The 20,534-nt window shown below is 68.8% G+C and carries 19 protein-coding genes; 14 read left to right on the top strand and 5 right to left on the bottom strand.

The annotated features are described in order from the left end of the window. Positions 1-35: 35 nt before the first annotated feature. Positions 36-926: a DMT family transporter gene (locus tag B7Z76_RS02755; protein WP_236656261.1), complete on the top strand. Its 891-nt coding sequence runs from the start codon at positions 36-38 to the stop codon at positions 924-926. A 235-nt stretch (positions 927-1,161) separates the two neighbouring features. On the opposite strand, the gene B7Z76_RS02760 is transcribed toward B7Z76_RS02755, so the two are convergent. From B7Z76_RS02760 to B7Z76_RS02775, 4 genes are all read right to left on the bottom strand, one after another. Next, positions 1,162-2,037, bottom strand: a complete 876-nt coding sequence (locus B7Z76_RS02760; RefSeq protein ID WP_174502802.1) for a 3-hydroxybutyryl-CoA dehydrogenase — start codon at positions 2,035-2,037, stop codon at positions 1,162-1,164. Positions 2,038-2,120: 83 nt separating this feature from the next. Next, on the bottom strand, positions 2,121-3,056 hold the full coding sequence (locus B7Z76_RS02765) for an FAD-binding protein (RefSeq protein ID WP_174502801.1): 936 nt from the start codon (positions 3,054-3,056) through the stop codon (positions 2,121-2,123). Positions 3,057-3,058: 2 nt separating this feature from the next. Then, positions 3,059-3,808 carry an electron transfer flavoprotein subunit beta/FixA family protein gene (locus B7Z76_RS02770; RefSeq protein ID WP_174502800.1) on the bottom strand — a complete coding sequence of 250 codons (750 nt, stop codon included), beginning with the start codon at positions 3,806-3,808 and terminating at the stop codon, positions 3,059-3,061. Between the two features lie 104 nt (positions 3,809-3,912). After that, entirely contained in the window at positions 3,913-7,011 is a 3,099-nt protein-coding gene (locus B7Z76_RS02775) for an AsmA-like C-terminal region-containing protein (RefSeq protein WP_291342006.1), read from the bottom strand. A gap of 17 nt (positions 7,012-7,028) precedes the next feature. On the opposite strand from B7Z76_RS02775, the gene B7Z76_RS02780 reads away from it, so the two are divergent. From B7Z76_RS02780 to B7Z76_RS02820, 9 genes are all read left to right on the top strand, one after another. Continuing rightward, positions 7,029-9,938 carry a bifunctional [glutamine synthetase] adenylyltransferase/[glutamine synthetase]-adenylyl-L-tyrosine phosphorylase gene (locus tag B7Z76_RS02780; protein ID WP_291342008.1) on the top strand — a complete coding sequence of 970 codons (2,910 nt, stop codon included), beginning with the start codon at positions 7,029-7,031 and terminating at the stop codon, positions 9,936-9,938. Continuing rightward, entirely contained in the window at positions 9,935-10,408 is a 474-nt protein-coding gene (locus B7Z76_RS02785; RefSeq protein ID WP_174502797.1) for a peroxiredoxin, read from the top strand. The genes B7Z76_RS02780 and B7Z76_RS02785 overlap by 4 nt, the downstream gene beginning before the upstream one ends. 95 nt (positions 10,409-10,503) lie before the next feature. Continuing rightward, positions 10,504-10,980: a disulfide bond formation protein B gene (locus tag B7Z76_RS02790; protein WP_174502796.1), complete on the top strand. Its 477-nt coding sequence runs from the start codon at positions 10,504-10,506 to the stop codon at positions 10,978-10,980. Further along, positions 10,977-11,525, top strand: coding sequence for a demethoxyubiquinone hydroxylase family protein (locus B7Z76_RS02795; RefSeq protein ID WP_291342012.1), 549 nt, complete (start codon positions 10,977-10,979; stop codon positions 11,523-11,525). The genes B7Z76_RS02790 and B7Z76_RS02795 overlap by 4 nt, the downstream gene beginning before the upstream one ends. A 70-nt stretch (positions 11,526-11,595) precedes the next feature. After that, entirely contained in the window at positions 11,596-12,246 is a 651-nt protein-coding gene (locus tag B7Z76_RS02800) for a TetR family transcriptional regulator (protein ID WP_291342014.1), read from the top strand. 92 nt (positions 12,247-12,338) lie between these two features. Then, the gene (locus tag B7Z76_RS02805; RefSeq protein ID WP_174502793.1) at positions 12,339-12,809 is read left to right on the top strand and encodes a phasin family protein; all 471 of its coding nucleotides are present in this window, start codon (positions 12,339-12,341) and stop codon (positions 12,807-12,809) included. 31 nt (positions 12,810-12,840) lie between these two features. Next, entirely contained in the window at positions 12,841-15,024 is a 2,184-nt protein-coding gene (gene uvrB / locus B7Z76_RS02810) for an excinuclease ABC subunit UvrB (RefSeq protein WP_291342016.1), read from the top strand. Further along, entirely contained in the window at positions 15,021-15,848 is an 828-nt protein-coding gene (locus tag B7Z76_RS02815) for a cell envelope integrity EipB family protein (RefSeq protein ID WP_291342017.1), read from the top strand. Before uvrB ends, B7Z76_RS02815 begins: the two co-directional genes overlap by 4 nt. Positions 15,849-15,992: 144 nt before the next feature. Next, the gene (locus B7Z76_RS02820) at positions 15,993-16,985 is read left to right on the top strand and encodes a hypothetical protein (protein ID WP_291342019.1); all 993 of its coding nucleotides are present in this window, start codon (positions 15,993-15,995) and stop codon (positions 16,983-16,985) included. Positions 16,986-17,206: 221 nt separating this feature from the next. Here B7Z76_RS02820 and B7Z76_RS02825 read toward each other — a convergent pair whose 3' ends face one another. Continuing rightward, positions 17,207-17,413, bottom strand: a complete 207-nt coding sequence (locus B7Z76_RS02825) for a hypothetical protein (RefSeq protein ID WP_291342021.1) — start codon at positions 17,411-17,413, stop codon at positions 17,207-17,209. 47 nt (positions 17,414-17,460) lie between these two features. On the opposite strand from B7Z76_RS02825, the gene B7Z76_RS02830 reads away from it, so the two are divergent. From B7Z76_RS02830 to B7Z76_RS02845, 4 genes are all read left to right on the top strand, one after another. Beyond that, positions 17,461-17,904 (top strand): DUF983 domain-containing protein, encoded by a 444-nt coding sequence (locus tag B7Z76_RS02830; protein WP_236656259.1) that lies wholly within the window; start codon positions 17,461-17,463, stop codon positions 17,902-17,904. Continuing rightward, positions 17,897-18,385, top strand: coding sequence for a UPF0262 family protein (locus B7Z76_RS02835; protein WP_291342024.1), 489 nt, complete (start codon positions 17,897-17,899; stop codon positions 18,383-18,385). The genes B7Z76_RS02830 and B7Z76_RS02835 overlap by 8 nt, the downstream gene beginning before the upstream one ends. Positions 18,386-18,600: 215 nt before the next feature. Further along, the gene (gene mtnA / locus B7Z76_RS02840) at positions 18,601-19,704 is read left to right on the top strand and encodes an S-methyl-5-thioribose-1-phosphate isomerase (RefSeq protein ID WP_174502787.1); all 1,104 of its coding nucleotides are present in this window, start codon (positions 18,601-18,603) and stop codon (positions 19,702-19,704) included. Beyond that, positions 19,701-20,525, top strand: coding sequence for a DUF2272 domain-containing protein (locus tag B7Z76_RS02845; protein ID WP_291342027.1), 825 nt, complete (start codon positions 19,701-19,703; stop codon positions 20,523-20,525). The genes mtnA and B7Z76_RS02845 overlap by 4 nt, the downstream gene beginning before the upstream one ends. The last annotated feature ends 9 nt before the right edge of the window (positions 20,526-20,534 follow it).

A 20,534-nucleotide genomic window follows, 5' to 3' on the forward strand; every position in this document is an offset into this window, starting at 1 on the left:
TTGCCGCGCGCGCGGCGATCGCGTTGATAGAGATCATGAGCGATATCGCCCGCCCGTCATCGCCGGTCTCCAGCTTCCTGTCGCGTCCGAACGCCCCGGTCATCGTGCTGCTTGCGGTGACCGTGATCTGGGGCTGGACGTTCCTGCTTACCCGCCTGTCGCTGCCCTATATCGGCCCCTATGCCTTTGTCGGCTGGCGTTTCGGCGTCGCCGCACTCGCCGTCGTTCTGGTGACCCGCCCGCACCCGGCGAGCTTCACCCGGAGGGAGATCACGAGCGGCGTTACTATCGGCCTGATCCTCTTCCTCGGCTATGGCTTGCAGGCGGACGGGTTGCGCACCGTGGCGAGCGGCGAATCCGCCTTTCTCACCGCGCTCTACGTGCCGATGGTCCCGCTGCTCGAATTCCTGATCTTCCGCCGCCGCCCCGGCCTGTTCGCGCTCGCCGGCCTCGCGCTCGCCTTCGCCGGCCTCGTCCTCGTCTCGGGCATGACCGGCCTGTCGTTCGCCTTCGACCGCGGCCAGTGGCTCACCTTGGGCGGCGCGCTGGGGGCGGCACTCGAAATCGTGCTGATCGGCCACAGCGCCCTCACCGCCGATCCGCGCCGCATCGCCATTGTGCAGCTTGCCACCGTCAGCGTCATCTCCTTCGCCGTCGAGGCGGTGCGCGGCGGCATCATGATCACGACCCACGCCTTTCCCTTCGCGGCGATGACCGGCATGGGCCTCGCCACCGCCTTCGTCCTGGTCGCGCAGAACTGGGCGCAGCGCAGCATCCCCGCGAACCGCGCCACGTTGATCTACACGCTGGAGCCGGTCTGGGCCGGGCTTGTGGGTGCTGCCTTTGGCGAGATCTTCGCTTCCGCCCAGGTTCTCGGCGGCGTGCTGATCATCGCCAGCGTCGTGCTCAGCCAGTGGAAATCCTGAATCGGGCTCCGCAAAACGCAACAACCCGGCGCCACGCGGCGCCGGGTTTTCGGTTGACGATCCAGCTCTATCCTGTTGGTTGTCAAAGCATCTTTATCCGATCAGATATTTCCATCTGATCGGATGATGCTTCAGAGCACGTTCCGATCCATCCGGATCGGATGTCGTGCTCTGTCTTTTGGTTTATTAGAGCATCTTTATCCGATCAGATGTTTCCATCTGATCGGATGATGCTCTAACGCGTCGGCGTCGGCGGGTTGGTCGAATAGTCGTAGAAGCCGCGCCCGGTCTTGCGGCCGAGCCAGCCGGCCTCGACATAGTTCACCAGCAGCGGGCAGGGGCGATACTTGTCCTCGCCCAGCCCCGCATGCAGCACCCGCATCACCTCCAGCGCCACGTCGAGCCCGACGAGGTCGCACAGCGTCAGCGGTCCCATCGGGTGCCCGGCGCCGAGTTTCATGCCGTTGTCGATCGACACCACGTCGCCGATCCCCTCGTGCAGCGCGAACACCGCCTCGTTGAGCATCGGCACCAGGATGCGGTTGACGATGAAGCCCGGCATGTCCTGTGCCGCGATGGTGATCTTGCCCATCCGCTTCGCCAGGTCCTCGACCGCGGCAACCGTCGCATCCGAGGTCTCCAGCCCGCGTATCACCTCGACGAGCTTCATCATCGGCACCGGGTTGAAGAAATGCATGCCGACGAACCGCTCCGCCATCCCCGAGGCCCGGCCGAGCTTGGTGATCGAGATCGACGAGGTGTTGGAGGCGAGAATCGCGTGCGGTGCGAGATGCGGGATCACCTGCGCATAGACCGCGCGCTTGATCTCCTCGCGCTCCGGCACCGCCTCGATCACCATGTCGCATGCCGCAAAGGCGTCATGCGTCGTCATCGGCGAGACGCGGGCGAGGGCTGCCGCCTCGGACGCGGCGTCGATCGTGCCTTTCTGCACCTGGCGCTCGAGGTTCTTCCGCATGGTCGCCATGCTCTTCTCCAGCACCGCCTGCGCGGTGTCGACGAGCACGACATCGAGCCCGGACAGGGCGGCGACATGCGCGATGCCGTTGCCCATCGCGCCCGCGCCGAGCACACCGAGAGTCCTGATCTCCATCTGCATTTCCTTCCGATCGAAACAGAGGCCGGGCTAGCCTTTACGGCCGCCCGGCGCCTTGATGTCGCTCAAGCCCGCAGGGCTCAGCCGAGTTCCTTCTGCAACTCCGGCAGCAGGGTGAACAGGTCGCCCACCAGGCCGTAATCGGCGACCTGGAAGATCGGCGCGTCCTCGTCCTTGTTGATCGCGACGATCACCTTGGAATCCTTCATCCCAGCGAGATGCTGGATCGCGCCGGAAATGCCGACCGCCATGTAGAGATCCGGTGCCACGATCTTGCCGGTCTGCCCCACCTGGTAATCGTTCGGCACGAACCCGGCATCGACCGCCGCGCGCGAGGCGCCGACCGCGGCCCCCAGCCGGTCGGCGACCGGGTCGAGCAGCTTGCCGAAATTCTCGCCGTTCTGCATGCCGCGGCCGCCGGAAATCACGATCCGTGCCGCCGTCAGCTCCGGCCGCTCGCTCTTCGAAAGCTCGGCGCCGACGAAGCTCGATCCACCGGAATCCACCCCGGCCTCGATCGTCTCGATCGTCGCCGTCCCGCCTTCGGCCGGGGCCGGATCGAAGCTCGCCGCGCGCACGGTGATCAGCTTCTTCGCATCGGCGGATTTCACCGTCGCCATCGCGTTGCCGGCATAGATCGGGCGGACGAAGGTGTCGGCATCCACTACCCCGGCGATGTCGCTGATCGGCTGCACGTCGAGCAGGGCTGCGGCGCGGGGCATCACGTTCTTGCCGGTCGCGGTCGAGGCGGCAAGAACATGCGTGTAATTGCCGGCAAGTTTCACGATCAGGTCGGCCAGCGGCTCGGCCAGGGCGTGCGCCAGCGCCTTGCTGTCGGCGACCAGAACCTTGTCCACCCCGGCGATCGCGGCGGCTTCCTTCGCTGCGCCAGCCACGCCGTCGCCGGCAACCAGGGCATGCACCGTGCCGAGCTTCGCCGCCGCCGCAACCGCGCTGCGCGCCGGCTGCTTCACGTGTGCGCCGTCGTGCTCGATGAGAACCAGAACCTCTGCCATGATCAGATCACCTTCGCTTCGTTGCGCAGTTTCTCGACGAGCTCGGCCACCGAGCCGACCTTGACCCCGGCCTTGCGCTGCGGCGGCTCGGCCACTTTCAGCGTGGTCAGCCGCGGCGCCGGGTCGACGCCCAGATCTTCCGGCTTCACCGTCTCGATCGGTTTCTTGCGCGCTTTCATGATGTTCGGCAGCGAGGCGTAGCGCGGCTCGTTCAGCCGCAGATCCGCCGTCACCACCGCCGGCAGCTTCAGCGCGACCGTCTCCAGCCCGCCATCCACTTCGCGCGTCACCGTCACGGTGCCGTCGGCGATCGCGACCTTGCTGGCGAAAGTGCCCTGCGGCCAGCCGAGCAGGGCGGCGAGCATCTGGCCGGTGGCGTTCATGTCGTCGTCGATCGCCTGCTTGCCCATGATCACAAGATCGGTCTGCTCGCGCGCGACCAGCGCCTTGAGCATCTTCGCCACCGCCAGCGGTTGCAGCTCGGCCTCGGTCTCGACCAGGATGCCCCGGTCCGCCCCCATCGCCAGCGCCGTGCGGATCGTTTCCTGGCAGGCGCTCACGCCCATCGACACCGCGACGATCTCGGTTGCCACGCCCTTTTCCTTGAGCCGCACCGCTTCCTCGACCGCGATTTCATCGAACGGGTTCATCGACATCTTCACGCCCGCGAGTTCGACCCCGCTGCCATCCGATTTCACCCGGACCTTCACATTGTAATCAACCACACGCTTCACAGGCACCAGCAGCTTCATGGTCACTCCACAGGTTTGGCGTTTCGCGTCGCTGTTCTTTGCTGGATGATCTATGGGGCGTCGTTCGGCAAGTCAATCTTTGCGGATGCTTCCTGACGTTTGCGTCAAGGTTTTTGGCCCGGTTCCGGCGGCCCGATGCCGAACAGGTCGCGGATGAAACCTGGCGCCAGCGCCGAGACCGGGTTGACCATCACCCGCGGCGATCCGAACGGCCCGGCCACGGTGTAGCGCGCGGCGAACAGCCCGCCGCCTTTCTCCGGGCTGAACAGACGGCCGATCAGCGGAATCCGACCGGGCAGGGTGTTGAGTGCATAGGCGGGCACGATCGTGCCGGAGAGGTCGTAGTGCTTCCGCCCGAGATCGATTTGCCCCGTGGCGGTGAACCCGAGCGAGGGCGACCACGCCCGCGCCCCGCCGAGCGTCACGACCTGCCCGGCCATGGTGAACGGCGCGACCAGCCGGGTGAAGGCAAGTCCCGGCCCGGAGGTCGCCGCCGGCATGCCATAAATGGTCAGCGCCTGCAGCACTTTCGCGATCACCGGCGCCTCGGTCAGCCGGAAATCGCCGATGCCGAGGCGCCCTTTCATCATGCCGCCCTGCCGCGTCGCATCGAATGTCAGCGTGCCGTTCCTCACCCCGCTCGTGATGCCCGCCTCCGCGAGCAGCGCGCCGGCATCCGGCGCATCGAGCCGGAGTCGCGCCCCCCCTGGGCTGCGGTGATAGCTTAGCCGCGCGCGTCGCTGGGGCGCCTGTTCGAGCGTCGCGTCCAGCCCTGCGAGTCGCGCGCCGTTCCCCGTCGCGGCAATCTCCGCCGCCCCCGCTACCGGGGCCGGTGCGGCATGCAGGCGCAGATGGGCGAATCGCGCGCGCAGCTGCCAGGCCGGGCCGGGCGATGCGGGGCGAGATGCCGGGCGCGGAGCTTGGGCAGGGGGCGCGGCACCGGTGCCCGGCTGCGCGCGGGCGCGGGCGATCAGCCCGGCCAGATCGAGTGTGCCGCCGGCCAGCGAAACCCGCCACGGGCGGCCGGGGGCTGCCGGCGGCGTCAGCGTGCCGCTGGCCTGCAACGGGCCGAGCCGCGCCGCCTCGATGGCCAGGCGACCGGCCTGTCGCACCCCGTCGAACCGCAGGCCGGGTGCCGAAACATGCGCCGATTCCAGCCCGGCGAATGCGCCGCCGCCGAGCCCGATCCGCAGCGTCGCCCGGCCGGGCTGCCCCGCTGCCTTGCGCCAGCCGAAGCCGGGTGCGGCAAGAGTCGTGCCGGTCAGGTCGGCGCCGATATCCAGCACGCCGCCGCTTGCCCCGTCGCGATAGGTCACGGTGAGCGGCGCCGCCCCCGCCCGCCAGGCCGCAACCGGCAGGCCGAGTTGCGCCAGCGCATGCCGCGTGGCGTCGGCCTGCGCGACCAGCGTAAGCTGCCCGCCCGGCAGCGCCATGGACGCGGTGAAGCGCGTCGCGGTCGCCGCCACGCTTCCGCTGCCATGCAGCGCCAGATGGTGCGGATCGACCTCCAGTGCCGCGCTGCCGCCATCGAGCGCGAGCCCGGCGAAGGGCAGGGGCAGATGCAGCGCCGTGAGCCCCGCCGTTGCCCGGATCGTGATGTCCGAGAGGGCGAGCCGGCGGATCAGCGGCACCTTCGCCTCGATCCGCGCCGCCACCCGCCCGCTCGCCAGGTCCAGCCGCAATCGGCCGGTCTTCAGCCTGAGCGGCGGGCCGTGCAGCAGGGCCAGCGCATCGGCGAGCCCGCCGGCCGCATGGGCGTCGATGATCGCCGTCTGGTCGTGCCGGCTGAGCGTGGTGATCCGCATGTGTCCGCGCAGCGCAAGGCCGCCGAGCTGGCCCGCCGTCGCGTCGATGTCGAGCGCGTCATCGGCGGTGAAATGCAGCGTCCCGGCCAGCCCCGTCATCGGCGGCGCGCCGTGGAACCAGTCGAGCCGCACATTGCGCGCGGTGAAGCTGCCGGTTGCCGCCCCCGGTGCGAGCGCGCCGGTCGCGAGATCGAACATGGCGTGGAACCGCCCGTCCTGCGCCACCCCGGCGGTGATGTGCCGGGTGACATAGCGCCGCGCATCCTCCAGCAGGCCGGGCGGCCAGTCGCGGGGCAGGTCCGTGGCCTGGACCCGGTCGATCGCCGCATCGAGCGTGGTGGGCAGGGCGCCGCGCAGCGCGATCCGCCCATGCAGTCGCGCCACCGGTCCGGTCGCGCCGCTTGCCCCGGCAAGGCCGATCCGCGCATCCGTCAGCCGGACCGCATCCCGCGTGGCCACCGCGTGGGCCTGCAGACCGGTGAGCGGCAGCTGCCCGGTTCCCGCCGCGATGCTCCCGCGTCCCGCGCTGACGCCGAGATCGAGTTCCGGCGTCCGGAACTGCCCGACCGGCCACGAGGCCGCGACCATGACCGGCAGATCGACCGCTGCGAACGGGGAGCCGCGCCGGATCAGCCGCGCCGGGTCGAACGGCCCGAGCAGCGCCGTCACCCAACCCTTGCCGGCCTCGCCGACGATCGTCATCACCAGCGGGAGCGTCGTGCCGCCATTGCGGAAATCGGCCCGCGCGGTGCCGCTCATCCGCCCGCCCGGGCGGCGGGTGAAGACCAGCGCGCCGTCGTTCGCCGCAAGGCCTGGCAGCGCGCCCGCCGCCTCGATGGCGACATGCGCGCCGGTGATGCGGATGCGCCGCAGCCCGGCGAGGTCGAGACGGCCCGTCCGCGGCGATTGCGAAATCAGCGTCAGCAGCGCCCCGACCGCGACCGGCGGCGCTGCCAGCCCGGCCGGCTTCTGCAAGGCGGGGCGGAACACGATGGCGGGTTCGTGGGCGGCGATGCTGATCGGCGCGATCGCGCCGCGGATCAGCGCCGCAAGGCCGAGCCGGACCCGCAGCGTCGAGATCCGCGCCTTGACCGCCCCCGAGCGGTTGCGGATGACGATGTCGGCAAGGCGTAGGTCGATCGGCGCGCCGCCGCGCCGGAATCCTTCCCAGGCCAGGCCGGCGCGCCCCACCGTGACGGTCAGTCCCGGCTCGGCGGCATTCACCGCCGCGCCGATCCGCGCGGCGAGCGGCGGCAGGTCCACCGGCCCCTGGCCCAGCCGCCAGGCCGCGACCCCCAGCAGCAGCAGCGCGACCAGCGCCAACGTCCCCGCCAGCCGCGCGCCGTGATGGCCGACATGCCCGGCGACCCGCCCGGCTTGACGCAGCCGCCGCCTCATCGAACACTCCGGAACGCATGAACGAATTTCTGGCGCCGGCTCCCGGATTTCCGCCCCCCGCCGATACGCGCGCCGCCGCGTCGTTCGTCGCGGATTTCGTCGCCGTCGGCCCCGCCGCGCGGCGCTTCGCCGATGCGGCATCTGGCCGTGCCCTGCTCGACTGTCTCGGCGGCAATGCGCCGCATCTCGTCCATCTCGCCCTGCGCGAGCCCGATATCCCGCCGCGCGTGCTCGCCGAGGGCGCCGGCCCGGTGATGGAAGAGGCGCTGGCCCTGCTGCGCGATGCCGATCCGCTCGCCACCCGCGCCGCGATCGGCCGCACCCTGCGGCAGGCCAAGCGCCGTGCCGCACTGGCCATCGCGCTGGCCGACCTGTCCGGGGCCTGGAGCGTCGAGCAGGTCACCGCCGCCCTGTCCGACCTCGCGGATGCCAGCATCGGCCTCGCCCTGCGCCATCTGCTGCGTCACCTGCACGCGCGCGGCACCATCAGCCTGCCCGATCCGGCCGATCCCGAACGGGGAAGCCGCTTCGCCGTGCTCGGCATGGGCAAGCTCGGCGCGCGCGAGTTGAACTATTCGAGCGATATCGACCTCGTGCTGCTGTTCGATCCTTCATCTTCCGTTTACCGGGACGATTCGCAATCCGCCATGGCGCGTCTCGCGCGCGATCTCGTTCCGCTGCTCACCGAGCGCGATGCGGATGGCATGGTCTTCCGCGTCGATCTGCGCCTGCGCCCCGACCCCGCCGCCACCCCGCCGGTGGTCAGCCTCGCCGCCGCGCTCAGCTACTATGAAAGCCAGGGCCGCACCTGGGAGCGCGCCGCGTTTTCCAAGGCAAGGCCGGTCGCCGGCGACCGCGCGTTCGGCGCGTCCTTCCTCGAGCAGATCCGCCCGTTCATCTGGCGCCGCAATCTCGATTTTGCCGCTGTCGCCGAAATCCACGGGATGAAGCGGCGGATCGATCAGCGCCGGCGCGACGCCCCGGGCCGCATCGCCGGGCGCGACGTCAAGCTCGGCCGCGGCGGCATCCGCGAGATCGAGTTCATCGTGCAGACGCTGGAACTGGTCTGGGGCGGGCACGAGCCGGCGCTGCGTATCCCGGCGACGCTGCCGGCCCTGCGCGCGCTCGCCACCGCCGGCCACCTGCCGCGCGCCGCCGCGCGCGACCTCGCCGACGCCTATCGCGCGCTCCGCCAGGTCGAGCACCGGCTGCAGATGGTCGATGACCGCCAGACCCACACCCTGCCCGAGACCGAGGCCGGCCTCGCCCGTTTCGCGACCTTCATGAACATGCCGGACGCCGCGCGGTTTGCCGCATGGCTCGATGCGCTCTGCGAGACCGTGAACGCCCTCTTCGCCGATTTCTTCGACGCCGATCCGGGCCGCAACGAGGATGCAGCACCCGATCCCGGCGAGTCCGGTGCTGCCCCCGCCGCCTTCGCCGAGCAGGCGCGCGGGCTGGGCTTCGCCGATCCGCAACATCTCGCGGTCAGGCTCCGTCTCTGGCGCAACGGCACGCTGCCGGCGCTGCGTACCGCCCGCGCCCGCGAACTGCTCGATTCCATCCTGCCCGCGCTGCTGCGCGCCCTCGGCCGCCAGCCCGACCCCGATCTCGCCTTCCGCCGGTTCGACCGGATGCTGGAACGCCAGAGCGCCGGCGTCAGCCTGCTCTCGCTGTTCCAGCACAACCCGGCACTGCTCGACCGGCTGGCGACCGTCCTCGGCGCCGCCCCGCCGCTCGCCGATCATCTCGCCAGCCATCCCGGCGCGCTCGATGCGCTGCTCGCCCCGGTCGCCCGCTTTACCCGCCCCGGCCCGGCACTGCGCCGCCTGCTGCGTGACGCCGCCGATCTCGAAACCGCGCTCGACACGCTGCGCCGCTTCGTCCGGCGCGAGGAATTCCACCTCGCGGTCGCAACGCTGGAGCGCCGGATCAGCGCCGACCAGGCATCGCTCTGGCGCACCGACCTCGCCGATGCCGCGCTGGTCGCGCTGCTGCCGCGGGTGATGGCCGATTTCGCCGCCCGCCACGGCCGGGTGCGGGGCGGGCGCTTCGCCATCGTCGCCCTCGGGCGGGTCGGCGCGCGCGAGATGCAGCCCGGCTCCGATCTCGACCTGATGCTGATCTACGACCATCCCCCCGAAGCCGCCGCTGCCCGGCTGCCGCCCAGCCAGTATTTCCTGCGCCTCGCCCATGCGCTGGTCGCCGCCATCACCGCGCCCGGCGCCGAGGGGGCGATCTATGCGGTCGACATGCGGCTCCGCCCGTCCGGCAACAAGGGGCCGGTCGCCGTCTCCCGCGCCGCCTTCCGCCGCTACCATGCCGAGGAAGCCTGGACGTGGGAACGCCTCGCGCTGACCCGCGCGCGCGTGCTCGCCGCCACCCGCGGTTTCGCGCCGGTGGTCGATGCCGAGTTCCGCGCCGCCCTCGCGCGCGACATCCCGCCCGCGACCACCCGCGCCGACACGGTGGCGATGCGCGCCCGCCTCGCGCGCGACGCCCCGCCCGCCGGCCCGTTCGACCTCAAGCACCGCGAAGGTGGTATGATGGAACTCGGCTTCATCGCCGAGGCGTTGCAACTCGTCCATTTCCGCGGCGCGCCCGCGCGGTTCCGCCAGCGCACCGCCGAGGCGCTGGCGGAACTCGAAGCCTGTGGCGCGCTCGACCCCGAAGAGGCCAGCGCGCTCGCGGCGGCCGATCGCTGGTATCGCGCCGTGCAGGCCATGCGCCGCATCACCGGCCTCGCCGATCCCCGCCCGGAGTCGCCGCAATCCGCCCTTGCCCCCATTCTCGCCGCCGCCGGTGCGCTTGATTTCGACGGGATCATCGCAACGATGGAGGCGCAGGCCGCCGTCGTCCGCACGTCCTTCGTGCGCCATCTCGGCGATCCGCGCGGCATCACCAATCCACGAGGAGACACAGCATGAGCGTTGCCGAAGGCGACCACGCGCCGGATTTCACCCTGCCCGCGACCGGCGGGCGCACCGTTTCGCTTGCCGGCTACAAGGGCCGGCCCTTCATCCTGTATTTCTATCCGAAGGCCGACACCCCAGGCTGCACCAAGGAGGCCTGCGCCTTCCAGGAGGCGCTGCCGGCACTCGGCGGCATCGGGATCGACGTCATCGGCGTCTCCAAGGACAAGATGCCGGCGCTGGAGAAATTCGCCGCCAAGTACAATCTCGCTTTCCCGCTTGCCTCGGATGAATCCGGCGCCGTGGTCGAGGCCTTCGGCGCCTGGGTCGAGAAATCGATGTATGGCCGCAAATACATGGGGATCGACCGTTCGACCTTCCTGGTCGGGGCGGATGGCCGCATCGCGAAGGCGTGGCACGGCGTCAAGGTGCCCGGCCACGCCAAGGCGGTGACGGAGGCCGCCGCCGCACTTCAGAAGGCATGATCCCGCCCGGCGGGGCCACCGGCGCCACTGATCGTGATGCCCGGCCTGCGCCCCGCCGGATTGCGCGCCGCCAGCCCCTCCGGCATATCCGCAGCATGACATCGCACCGGCGTTATGGCCTGTTTCTCGCCCTTGCCGCCTTCGCCGCCCTCGGCACCGCCTATTTCGCCCAGGACGTGCTGCGGATGATTCCGTGCCCGCTCTGCTATATCGAGCGCTGGCCCTGGCGCATCGCCGCCGCCCTCGGCATTCTCGCGGCAATCCTGCCGCGCCTGCCGGCACGGGTGCTGATCGGCCTTGCCGCCCTCGCACTCTTCGTCAACGTGGCGATCGCCTTCGTCCATGTCGGCGCCGAGCAGCACTGGTGGAAGAGCCCGCTGCCGGAATGCAACGCGCCGCCGCCCTCCTTCGGCGCCGACCTGCCGCTTCGCCCCTCCGCCTCGTGCGACTCACCTGTCTTCCTCATCCCCTTCCTGCCGGTCTCCTTCGCGACGATGGACCTGATCTGGTCGCTGGTGGTGGCGCTCGCGGCAAGTGCGCATATCTTCCGTGACAGACGGAGCAACGCATGAGCAAAGACATCGACTATCTCCCCGGCGACCGCACGCCGCCCGCCGAAATCGCCCGCATGATCCGGGTCGACCATGCCGGCGAATTCGGCGCCAAACAGATTTATGCCGGCCAGCTCGCTGTGCTCGGCCGCGGCCGCCATGGCGACACGCTGCGCCACATGAAGGCGCAGGAGCAGGTCCATCTCGACACGTTCTCCCGCCTGGTTGGCGAGCACCGGGTGCGCCCGACCGCGCTGCTGCCGCTCTGGCGCATCGCCGGCTTCGCCCTCGGCGCCGCCACTGCGGCGATGGGCCCGCGCGCCGCGATGGCCTGCACCGTTGCCGTCGAGGAAACCATCGACGCGCATTACGCTGCCCAGCGCGACCGCCTGGGCGATGCCGAGCCCGAGCTTTCCGCGACGATCGAGACCTTCCGCCAGGAGGAGCTGGAACACCGGGATATCGGCCTCGCCAACGAGGCCGAGCAGGCGCCGTTCTACCGCCTGCTCTCGGGCGCCATCCGCATCGGCTGCCGCGCCGCGATCGCGATCAGCGAGCGGGTCTGATCCGCAGCACGGCATTGCCGGCAGGGCAGGGCGGTTGGCAGCGCCGCCCCACCATCCTACATCAGCATCCATGAGCAGCACGGAACGTTTCGAACAGGATCTGGTCGCCGCCGCCTTCGACCTTGGCGCGAGCCAGGGCTGGCGCCTTGTGACCGCCGCCGCAGCCGCCCGCCATGGCGGGCTCGATCTCGATCGTGCCCGTCGCAGCTTCGCCTGCACGGGGATGATCCTCGCCCGTTTCGGCCGGCTTGCCGACATGCACGCCCTGCACGGTGCGGCAGCGGACGGCGCGGTGCGCGACCGGCTGTTCGACATCGTCATGCGCCGCATCGATTTCCTCCAGCAGCATCGCGCGGGCGTCATCGCCCTGCTGCGCCACATCCCGACCGATCCGCTGCTCGCCTGCTGGCTCGCCCGCGCCAATCTCGCCTCGATGGGCTGGATGCTGGAAGGTGCCGGAGTCTCCGCTGCCGGGCTGCGCGGCGCCCTGCGCAAGCGCGGGATGCTCGCGGTCTGGGCCTGGACGGTGCGGGCCTGGCTGCGCGACGAGAGCGAGGATCTCTCGACCACGATGGCCGCCCTCGATACCGCCCTGACCCGCGCCGAGCAGGCCGCCCTCCAGCTCAACGGCACCCGCCCGCTCGCCGCCGAGGCGGACGATGAGGATGCGCGCTTCACCCCCGCGCCTGACCTTTCGGCTGACCCGGCGGAGGGCACATAAGCCCTCGCGATTCCGCAGCGCCGGGTCTAGAGTTGCGGCGGCAGCGCGGTCTGCCCCTATCGATGCCCCATATCCAGCAGAGGAGTCGTTTCATGGCCGAATCCCCCAAATCGAAGCACGGTGCCGAACACGGCGCGATGCCATCCTTCCTGCCGGATTTCGACTTCACCAAGGCATTCGGCGCGATGAAGCTTCCCGCCATGGCGGATGTCGAGGTCGTGCTCGCCGCCTATCGCCGCAATCTCGAGGCGCTGTCGGAAGCCAACCGCGTCGCCCTCGAAGGTGCCCAGGCCGTCGCCCGGCGACACATGGAGATCATGCAGAAAACCATGACGGAGCTCTCCGAGGAACTGCGCGGGTTCGCCTCCGTCACCGGCTCGCAGGACCGCGCGGCGAAACAGGCGGAACTGCTCAAGAACGCGTATGAAACGGCCGTCGCCAACATGCGCGATCTCGGCGATCTCATCCAGCGCTCCAGCCACGATGCGGTGGAAACGCTGAACAAACGCTTCTCCGAGGCGATGGACGAGATGAAGACTCTCGTCGAGTCGAAGAAGTCCTGACCTCGCGCGGCTGAACCCGGACCACATCCGCATGTCTACCGCCATCGCCGCGCCCCGCCTCCCGTTCATTCCCGAACGCCAGGGGGCGCGGCCGATGCAAAAGCCGCTCCGCGTCGTCTCCGACTATGAGCCCGCCGGCGACCAGCCGGGCGCGATCGCCGAACTCGTCCGCGGCGTGCGGGAGGATGAGCGCGACCAGGTCCTGCTCGGCGTCACCGGCTCGGGCAAGACCTTCACGATGGCGAAGGTGATCGAGCAGGTGCAGCGCCCGGCGCTGATCCTCGCCCCCAACAAGACCCTCGCCGCCCAGCTCTATGCCGAGATGAAGTCGTTCTTCCCGGACAACGCGGTGGAATACTTCGTCTCCTACTACGACTACTACCAGCCCGAAGCCTATGTCCCGCGCACCGACACCTACATAGAGAAGGACGCGCAGATCAACGAGGCGATCGACCGCATGCGCCACGCCGCCACCCAGGCGCTGCTCGAGCGCGGCGATGTCATCATCGTCGCCTCCGTTTCCTGCATCTACGGTATCGGCTCGGTCGAGACCTACAGCCAGATGGTCGTCCGCCTCGAAGTCGGCGGCTCGATCGACCGCGACCGCCTCGCCAAGGCGCTGGTCGAACTGCAATACCGCCGCAACGACGCCGCCTTTCAGCGCGGCACCTTCCGCCTGCGCGGCGAGACGGTCGATATTTTCCCGAGCCAGTACGAAGACCGCGCCTGGCGCGTCACCCTCTTTGGCGACGAGATCGAGAGCATCGCCGAATTCGACCCGCTGACCGGCGAGAAGGTGGCTGACCTGCCCGCCATCGCGATCTACGCCAACAGCCACTACGTTACCCCGCGCCCGACGCTCACCCAGGCGATCGGCAAGATCAAGGTGGAACTCCAGCAGCGCCTTCACGACTTCACCGAGACCGGCAAGCTGCTCGAGGCCGAGCGGCTGCAACAGCGCACCACCTTCGACATCGAGATGATGGAAACCACAGGTTCCTGCAAGGGAATCGAGAACTACTCGCGCTATCTCTCCGGCCGCAATCCGGGCGATCCGCCGCCCACCCTGTTCGAATACCTGCCCGACAACGCGCTGCTCATCGTCGATGAGAGCCACGTCACCGTTCCGCAGATCGGCGGCATGTTCAAGGGGGACTTCGCGCGCAAGTCGATCCTCTCCGAATTCGGCTTCCGCCTGCCCTCCTGCATCGACAACCGGCCCCTGAAATTCGAGGAGTGGGAGAGTTTCCGGCCGCAGACCGTCTTCGTCTCCGCAACCCCAGGCCCGTGGGAGATGGAGCGGACCGGCGGCGTCTTCGCCGAGCAGGTCATCCGCCCGACCGGGCTTGTCGATCCCGTCATCGATGTCCGCCCCGTCGAGCACCAGGTGGACGATCTTCTTGCCGAATGCCGCGCCACCTCGCAGGCCGGCGGCCGGGTGCTGGTCACCACGCTCACCAAGCGCATGGCCGAGGACCTCACCGAATACCTCACCGAAAACGGCGTGCGCGTGCGCTACCTCCATTCGGACGTCGACACGCTCGAACGCATCGAGATCATCCGCGATCTGCGGCTCGGCGCCTACGACGTTCTGGTCGGCATCAACCTGCTGCGCGAGGGGCTCGACATTCCCGAATGCATGCTCGTCGCCATTCTCGATGCCGACAAGGAGGGTTTCCTCCGCTCTGCCACCTCGCTGGTGCAGACGATCGGCCGCGCCGCCCGCAATGTCGAGGGCCGCGTCATCCTCTATGCCGACACGATGACCCGCAGCCTCAAATACGCGATCGACGAAACCGAGCGCCGCCGCGCCAAGCAGACCGCCTGGAACGTGGCGCACGGCATCACGCCGCAAAGCGTGAAAAAGCAGATCGGCGAGATCATGCATTCGGTGTATGAACAGGACTACGTGACCGTGGCACCGATCCGCGACAGCGGTGCTACCGAATTCGTCGGCAAGGATCTGAAGTCGACCATGGCAGAACTGGAGAAACGGATGCGCAATGCCGCGGCCGATCTGGAATTCGAGGAAGCCGCGCGCCTGCGCGACGAGATCAAGCGGCTCGAGGCGCTTGATCTCGGGCTGACGCCGCCGCCCGCGCCGAGCGCATCGCAGCGCCGGCCACGCAATCGCACGCCCGAGCCGCTCGGCCCCGGCGGCGGCGGCTATGACCCCGACAAGCGGCGCGGTGGCCGCCGGAGGCGCGGCCCATGAAACCCGTCCTCGCTGCGGCCCTGCTCGCCGCGCTCGCGCTTCCCGCCGTCGCGTCAGCCGGCGCGCCGATCCATCTGGTCGGGCAGAATGCCAGCTACACGCTGACCCTGTCCAAGGTGCGCGGCCATTCCGTCACCGGCGCCACCGGCCGCCTCGAATTCAACGTGCGCAACACCTGCGATGCCTACACGGTCAGCCAGAAGATGACCCTGCTAATCCGCAACCAGGACGGCACGCTGAGCCGCACCATCAGCGACTACGATACCTGGGAGGCGAAGGACGGCCGGCACTTCACCTTCCTGCTCCGCCAGGGCAACGGCACCTCGATGAAGGTGGAGGACCAGGGCACCGCCGTGATGGGCCCCAAAGGTGGCAAGGTGACCTATATCGTCCCGAAGGGGCGGACCGAAACACTGCCCCCCGGCACGCTGTTCCCGATGGCGCATACCCGCACCATTCTCGAAGCCGCCGAGGCCGGCAAGCAGGGCATCGATCCGCCGCTGTTCGACGGCACGTCGAGCCGCGGTGCGGAGCATACATTCGTCGCCATTCTCCAACGCCGGCAGCCGCAGCACGACCGCTTCGCCGACCTTGCGAAACTGCCCTCGGCCCTGGTGGATATCGGCTTCTGGCCCCGCACCGAAAAGGACGACGAGCCGGATTTCCGCACGCAGATGCGCTATTTCACCAACGGCGTCTCGCGCGATGTCCGGCTCGATTTCGGCAATTTCGTGATGACCGGCAAGCTGACCTCGCTCGCCATCCTCAAGAATGCCTGCCCGTCGTCCCACAGGCGGCCTGACCGGGCGAGCGCCAAGGGCTGATTTCGGCAGGTCCGCGTTACCCGACCGGATGGTTCCATCCGGTCGGGTACACGTAACGGCAGGGCGTAATCAGTCGTCGCCTTATGAGCGGTATATCAGCTGCCGCTGTCCTCGCCCTCGGGGGCGGTGTCCGGCGCCGGGGTGGTGGACGGTGAAGCGGGCTCCGCCTTGCGCGCCGCTTTCGCCGACGGCCGTGTGATAACCGGTTTCACGGCGCGCCGGTCCGGTGTGGCGCGAGCCGCGCTGGTCGGCTTGCCATTTGCGGTCTTCCGCGTCGTCGCCGCGGTGCGGCTCACCGTCTTGGCCGGAGCCGCGGCCTTGGCGCCCGTCTTCGCTGCGGACTTCGCTGCAGGCTTTGCTACAGTCTTTGTTGCCGTCTTTGTTGCCGTCTTCGCCGTCGCCTTCGCAACTGCGGCCTTTGCCGGGGCGGCTTTCGTGCTGGCTGGCTTGCCGGCAGCAGCTTTTGCGGCTGTCTTCGCCGCAGGTTTCGTCGCGGACTTTGCGCTGCTCTTCACGGCGGTCTTCGCACCGGCCTTAGCTTGCGTCGATGTCTTCGCAGTGATCTTCGTCGCCGCCTTTGTGGTTGTCGTCTTCTTGGTCGGGGCCTTGCCGCCTGTCTTTGCGGCGGTCTTTCCCGTCGCCTTCGCCGCGGTCTTCGCCGCAGCAGATTTCATGACGGGAGCCTTGGCGCTGGCGGTCTTCGCCGCCGCGCCTTTCGCGGCGCCGGCCTTGGTGGCGCCGATCTTGGTGGCGGTGGTCTTCGCGCTCGGCTTCGCGGCCGAAATCGTCTTCGTCGCGGCCTTTGTGGCGGCACTCTTCGGGGCTTTCGCCGTTACCGCCGGCTTTTTGGCCATCGCCTTCGGTGTTGCGATCTTTGCAGGCGCTGCCTTCGGCTTTGCCTTGGCGGCCGGTTTCGTGGTTGCGCCTTTTGCGGTGGCTGTCTTGGTCTTCGAGGCGGTTTTCGCAGTGGTCCTGGTGCTGGCGCGTATGGCGAGGGCCTTGGCGCGCGGTTCGGTTTGCTTGGTCACGAGGTTGTTCCTTCGCTCGGGGTTGCGGGTAACGCGGTCAGCCTTGCCGTTGCCAATGACCGAGGCCGCCATCGCCCCGCTCGGGGCCGCGTCACCTCTGAAGTTCTAACATCGCTGGAGTTTGCGGAGCGGGTCCGTTGATGTCCGGTTAGTCGAGGTGACGCCATCGCGGTTGTCATCGTCGTGCAGGCAGTCTTCCCGTCGTTTCGAGGCCTGGCTTCGCGTGATCGCGGCCAGTGTCCATCCTTCCCTTTCGCGTGCGTTACTCGATTTGACCGATCGGCTCTTGACAGTTCTGCGACGCGAATCGCGCGGCGCACGCAATTTCCGCTATCGGCCGTATGAATATGCTGTGTCAACAAAAAGCGTCGGCACTTCCTTGCGCGGCGCCTGTTTTTTGCGTTTTTTCGCGGCTCTGATGCGGTTTCGCATCGTCTTGACTGTCAAACGCCGCACGAGATCCGTCCTGCGCTCCGCGCATTCCCACTCTGCCGCCGCGCTGAAAGGCTTGCGTCCGCGTCGCTTCGGGCCGATCATGTCATCGTCCGGAGATCATTCCAGACAATGCCATGGGAAATCCGAGCGTGGCCGACGATACCGATATCACCTGGATCGCACCGCGCGGGCGCGCACAGCACGAGGTCGCCATGCCAGGCTGGCGCATCGCCCTCGGTCGTGGCCTGTCGATGCGCTGCCCCGCTTGCGGCGAAGTCTCCGCCTTCGATGGGTATCTCAAGGTGCGGCGCGAATGTTCCTCCTGTGCCGCTCCGCTTGGCCGCGTGCCGTGCGACGATGCGCCGATCTATCTTACCCTCGTCATCGCGCTGCATATCGTCATCCTGCTGATGGTGACGGCCGACTATGATGGCGGCATGAGCTGGGTTGCCTCGCTGTTCATCTTCGTGCCGCTGACGCTCGCGCTGATCCTGCTGATGATGCGGCCGATCAAGGGTGCCACGCTCGCGATCATGCTCAAGGTCAATCTGCTGCGCCCGGCGCCGAGGGTGGTGCCGTCCGGCAATGGCTGACGGCGCGTCCGACATCCGCGGCCGCCTGCGCCGCGTTGTGCTCGATGAAGAGATCGGCGGCGCGCTTTCGCCGATGCAGGAGGCCGACCGCAACCAGGCCATCGCCGATCTTGCGGCGGATAACCGTTTCGCCCTCGCCACCCATCCCGAAGCCGCCACCATCCTTCATCTCTCCGTGCAGGATGGCCGGCTGGTTTTCGACATTCGCGACGAATCCGACGCAACGCTGCAAACCCTCGTCCTCGCTCCGGGTCCGTTCCGCTCGATGATCCGCGACTACCAGATGTTGCTCGACAGCTATGCCGCCGCCGTCGCCGAAGGCCGCGAGGCGCGGATCCAGGCCATCGACATGGGCCGCCGCGGCCTGCACAACGAGGGCGCCGAACTCGTGATGGCCCGGCTCGACGGCAAGGTGCTGCTCGATTTCGACACCGCCCGCCGCCTCTTCACCCTCATCTGCGCGCTGCATCGTCGCGCGTGAGCGCGCTGAGACAACGCGCGTAAGCGCGCAAAAAGATACCAGCGTAAGCGCGCTGAAACAACGCGGGTGAGCGCGTGAAAGCCCCGAGTGTGAGCGCGCGAAAATATCAGCGTGAGCGCGCCGGATCATCGTCCCGAACCACGCCATGCGCGCGCGGCGATTGACGCGGCGCCCTGCCTCGCGCCAGATCGGCTTACGCAGTTTCGAGGTGAGAGATGAAAATCGACGGCACGCCCTATCGTTCGATCTGGGTCGACGAGTCCGACCGCTGGTCGGTCCGCATCATCGACCAGACCAGGCTGCCCTGGGCCATCGAGATTCCCCGTCTGACCGCGCCGGCGCAGGTCGCGCATGCGATCAGCGCGATGCTCGTGCGCGGCGCCCCGCTGATCGGCGCTACCGCCGCCTATGGCGTTGCGCTGGCCATGCGCGCCGATCCATCGGATGAAGCGCTGGCGACGGTCATTCCCATGCTCGCCGCAACGCGGCCGACCGCGATTAATCTCCGCTGGGCGCTCATGCGCATGCAGCGCGCCCTCGCTGCGCATCCGCCCGCCGAGCGTGCCGACGCCGCCTATGCCGAGGCCGCCGCGATCTGCGACGAGGATGTGGCGACCAACCGCGCCATCGGCGAGCACGGTCTCGGCCTCATCCGCGCCCGCGCGCAGGGAAGCCGCCGCGTCAACATCCTCACCCATTGCAATGCCGGCTGGATCGCGACGGTCGACTGGGGGACGGCGCTCGCGCCGATCTACATGGCGCATGATGCCGGCATCGACGTTCATGTCCTCGTCGATGAAACCCGCCCGCGCAACCAGGGTTTCTCGCTCACCGCCTGGGAACTCGGCAAGCACGGCGTGCCGCACACCGTGATCGTCGACAATGCCGGCGGCCATTTCATGCAGCGCGGCGAGGTCGACATGGTCATCGTTGGCACCGACCGTGTCACCCGCGCCGGCGATGTCGCCAACAAGATCGGCACCTATCTGAAGGCGCTCGCCGCGCGCGACAATGGCGTGCCGTTCTACGTGGCGTTGCCCTCCTCGACGATCGACTGGACGATCGCGGACGGGCTCTCCGACATACCGATCGAGGAACGCGCGCCGGCCGAGGTCACCACCATCACCGGCCGCGCGCTCGATGGTGCGATGATGACCGTCCGCATCGTTCCGAAGGACAGTCCCGCCGCCAACCCTGCCTTCGACGTCACCCCCGCGCGCCTCGTCTCCGGCCTGATCACCGAGCGCGGCATCTGTGCGGCGAGTGCGCCGGCGCTGGCTGCGATGTTCCCCGACCAGGCGTTGCAGACGGCGGCGTGAACACGGCGGCGCGCCGCGCCCTCGGCCTCGTCGCACTGCTCGCAGCACTTGCGGGCTGCGCGATGCGGCCGGATGCGCATGCGCCGCCCTTCGCCAGCAAGCCCTATGCCGCGTTCTCCCGCAGCGCTGCCATTGGCATCGCCGAGGGGGAATGGCGCTACTGGGGCAGCCCGGTGATCGACGGCCCCGCCGATGAGGAGCCGGTGTTGCCGCCGCCAGCGCTGCAGGAGCGCGACGATGCCGGCTGGCAGGAAGTCGGGCTTTACTGGTGGATCGGCATGAACGCCGGCCATCAGGAAGATCGCTGGACCGGCAAGCACGATGCGGCGGGTCGGGTCTTTCCCCGCGCGGTGAACGGACGCTACGCCTGGTCCGCCGCCTTCATATCCTATGTCATGCGCATGGCCGGCGCCGGCCGGAATTTCCCCTACGCGCCCGATCATGCGCGGTATATCGACGCCGCCTGGCGTGCCGCCCATGACGGCACCCCTCACGCCGCGAAACCTTCCGAACTCCGGGCCAAAAATCCCGCGACCTACGCGCCTGCGCCCGGCGACCTCATCTGCGCCGGACGCGGCAGCGCCGCCCGCATCACCTATGCCGATCTGCCCACCAATGGATATTTCCCGGCGCACTGCGCCATCGTCACCGCCGCCACGCCATCCGAACTTTCCATCATCGGCGGCAATGTCGACGATACGGTCGCGCTCACCCATGTCCCGCTCACCGCGCGCGGCACTCTCCTGCACCGCGATGGCACGATCGTCGACCCGCGGTATGACTGGTTCGTCGTGCTGCGCGTGCTCTATCGGCGCGATTGAACTATAGAG

It is taken from the genome of Acidiphilium sp. 20-67-58 (assembly GCF_002255515.1).
In the GTDB taxonomy this organism is placed as follows: Bacteria; Pseudomonadota; Alphaproteobacteria; order Acetobacterales; family Acetobacteraceae; genus Acidiphilium.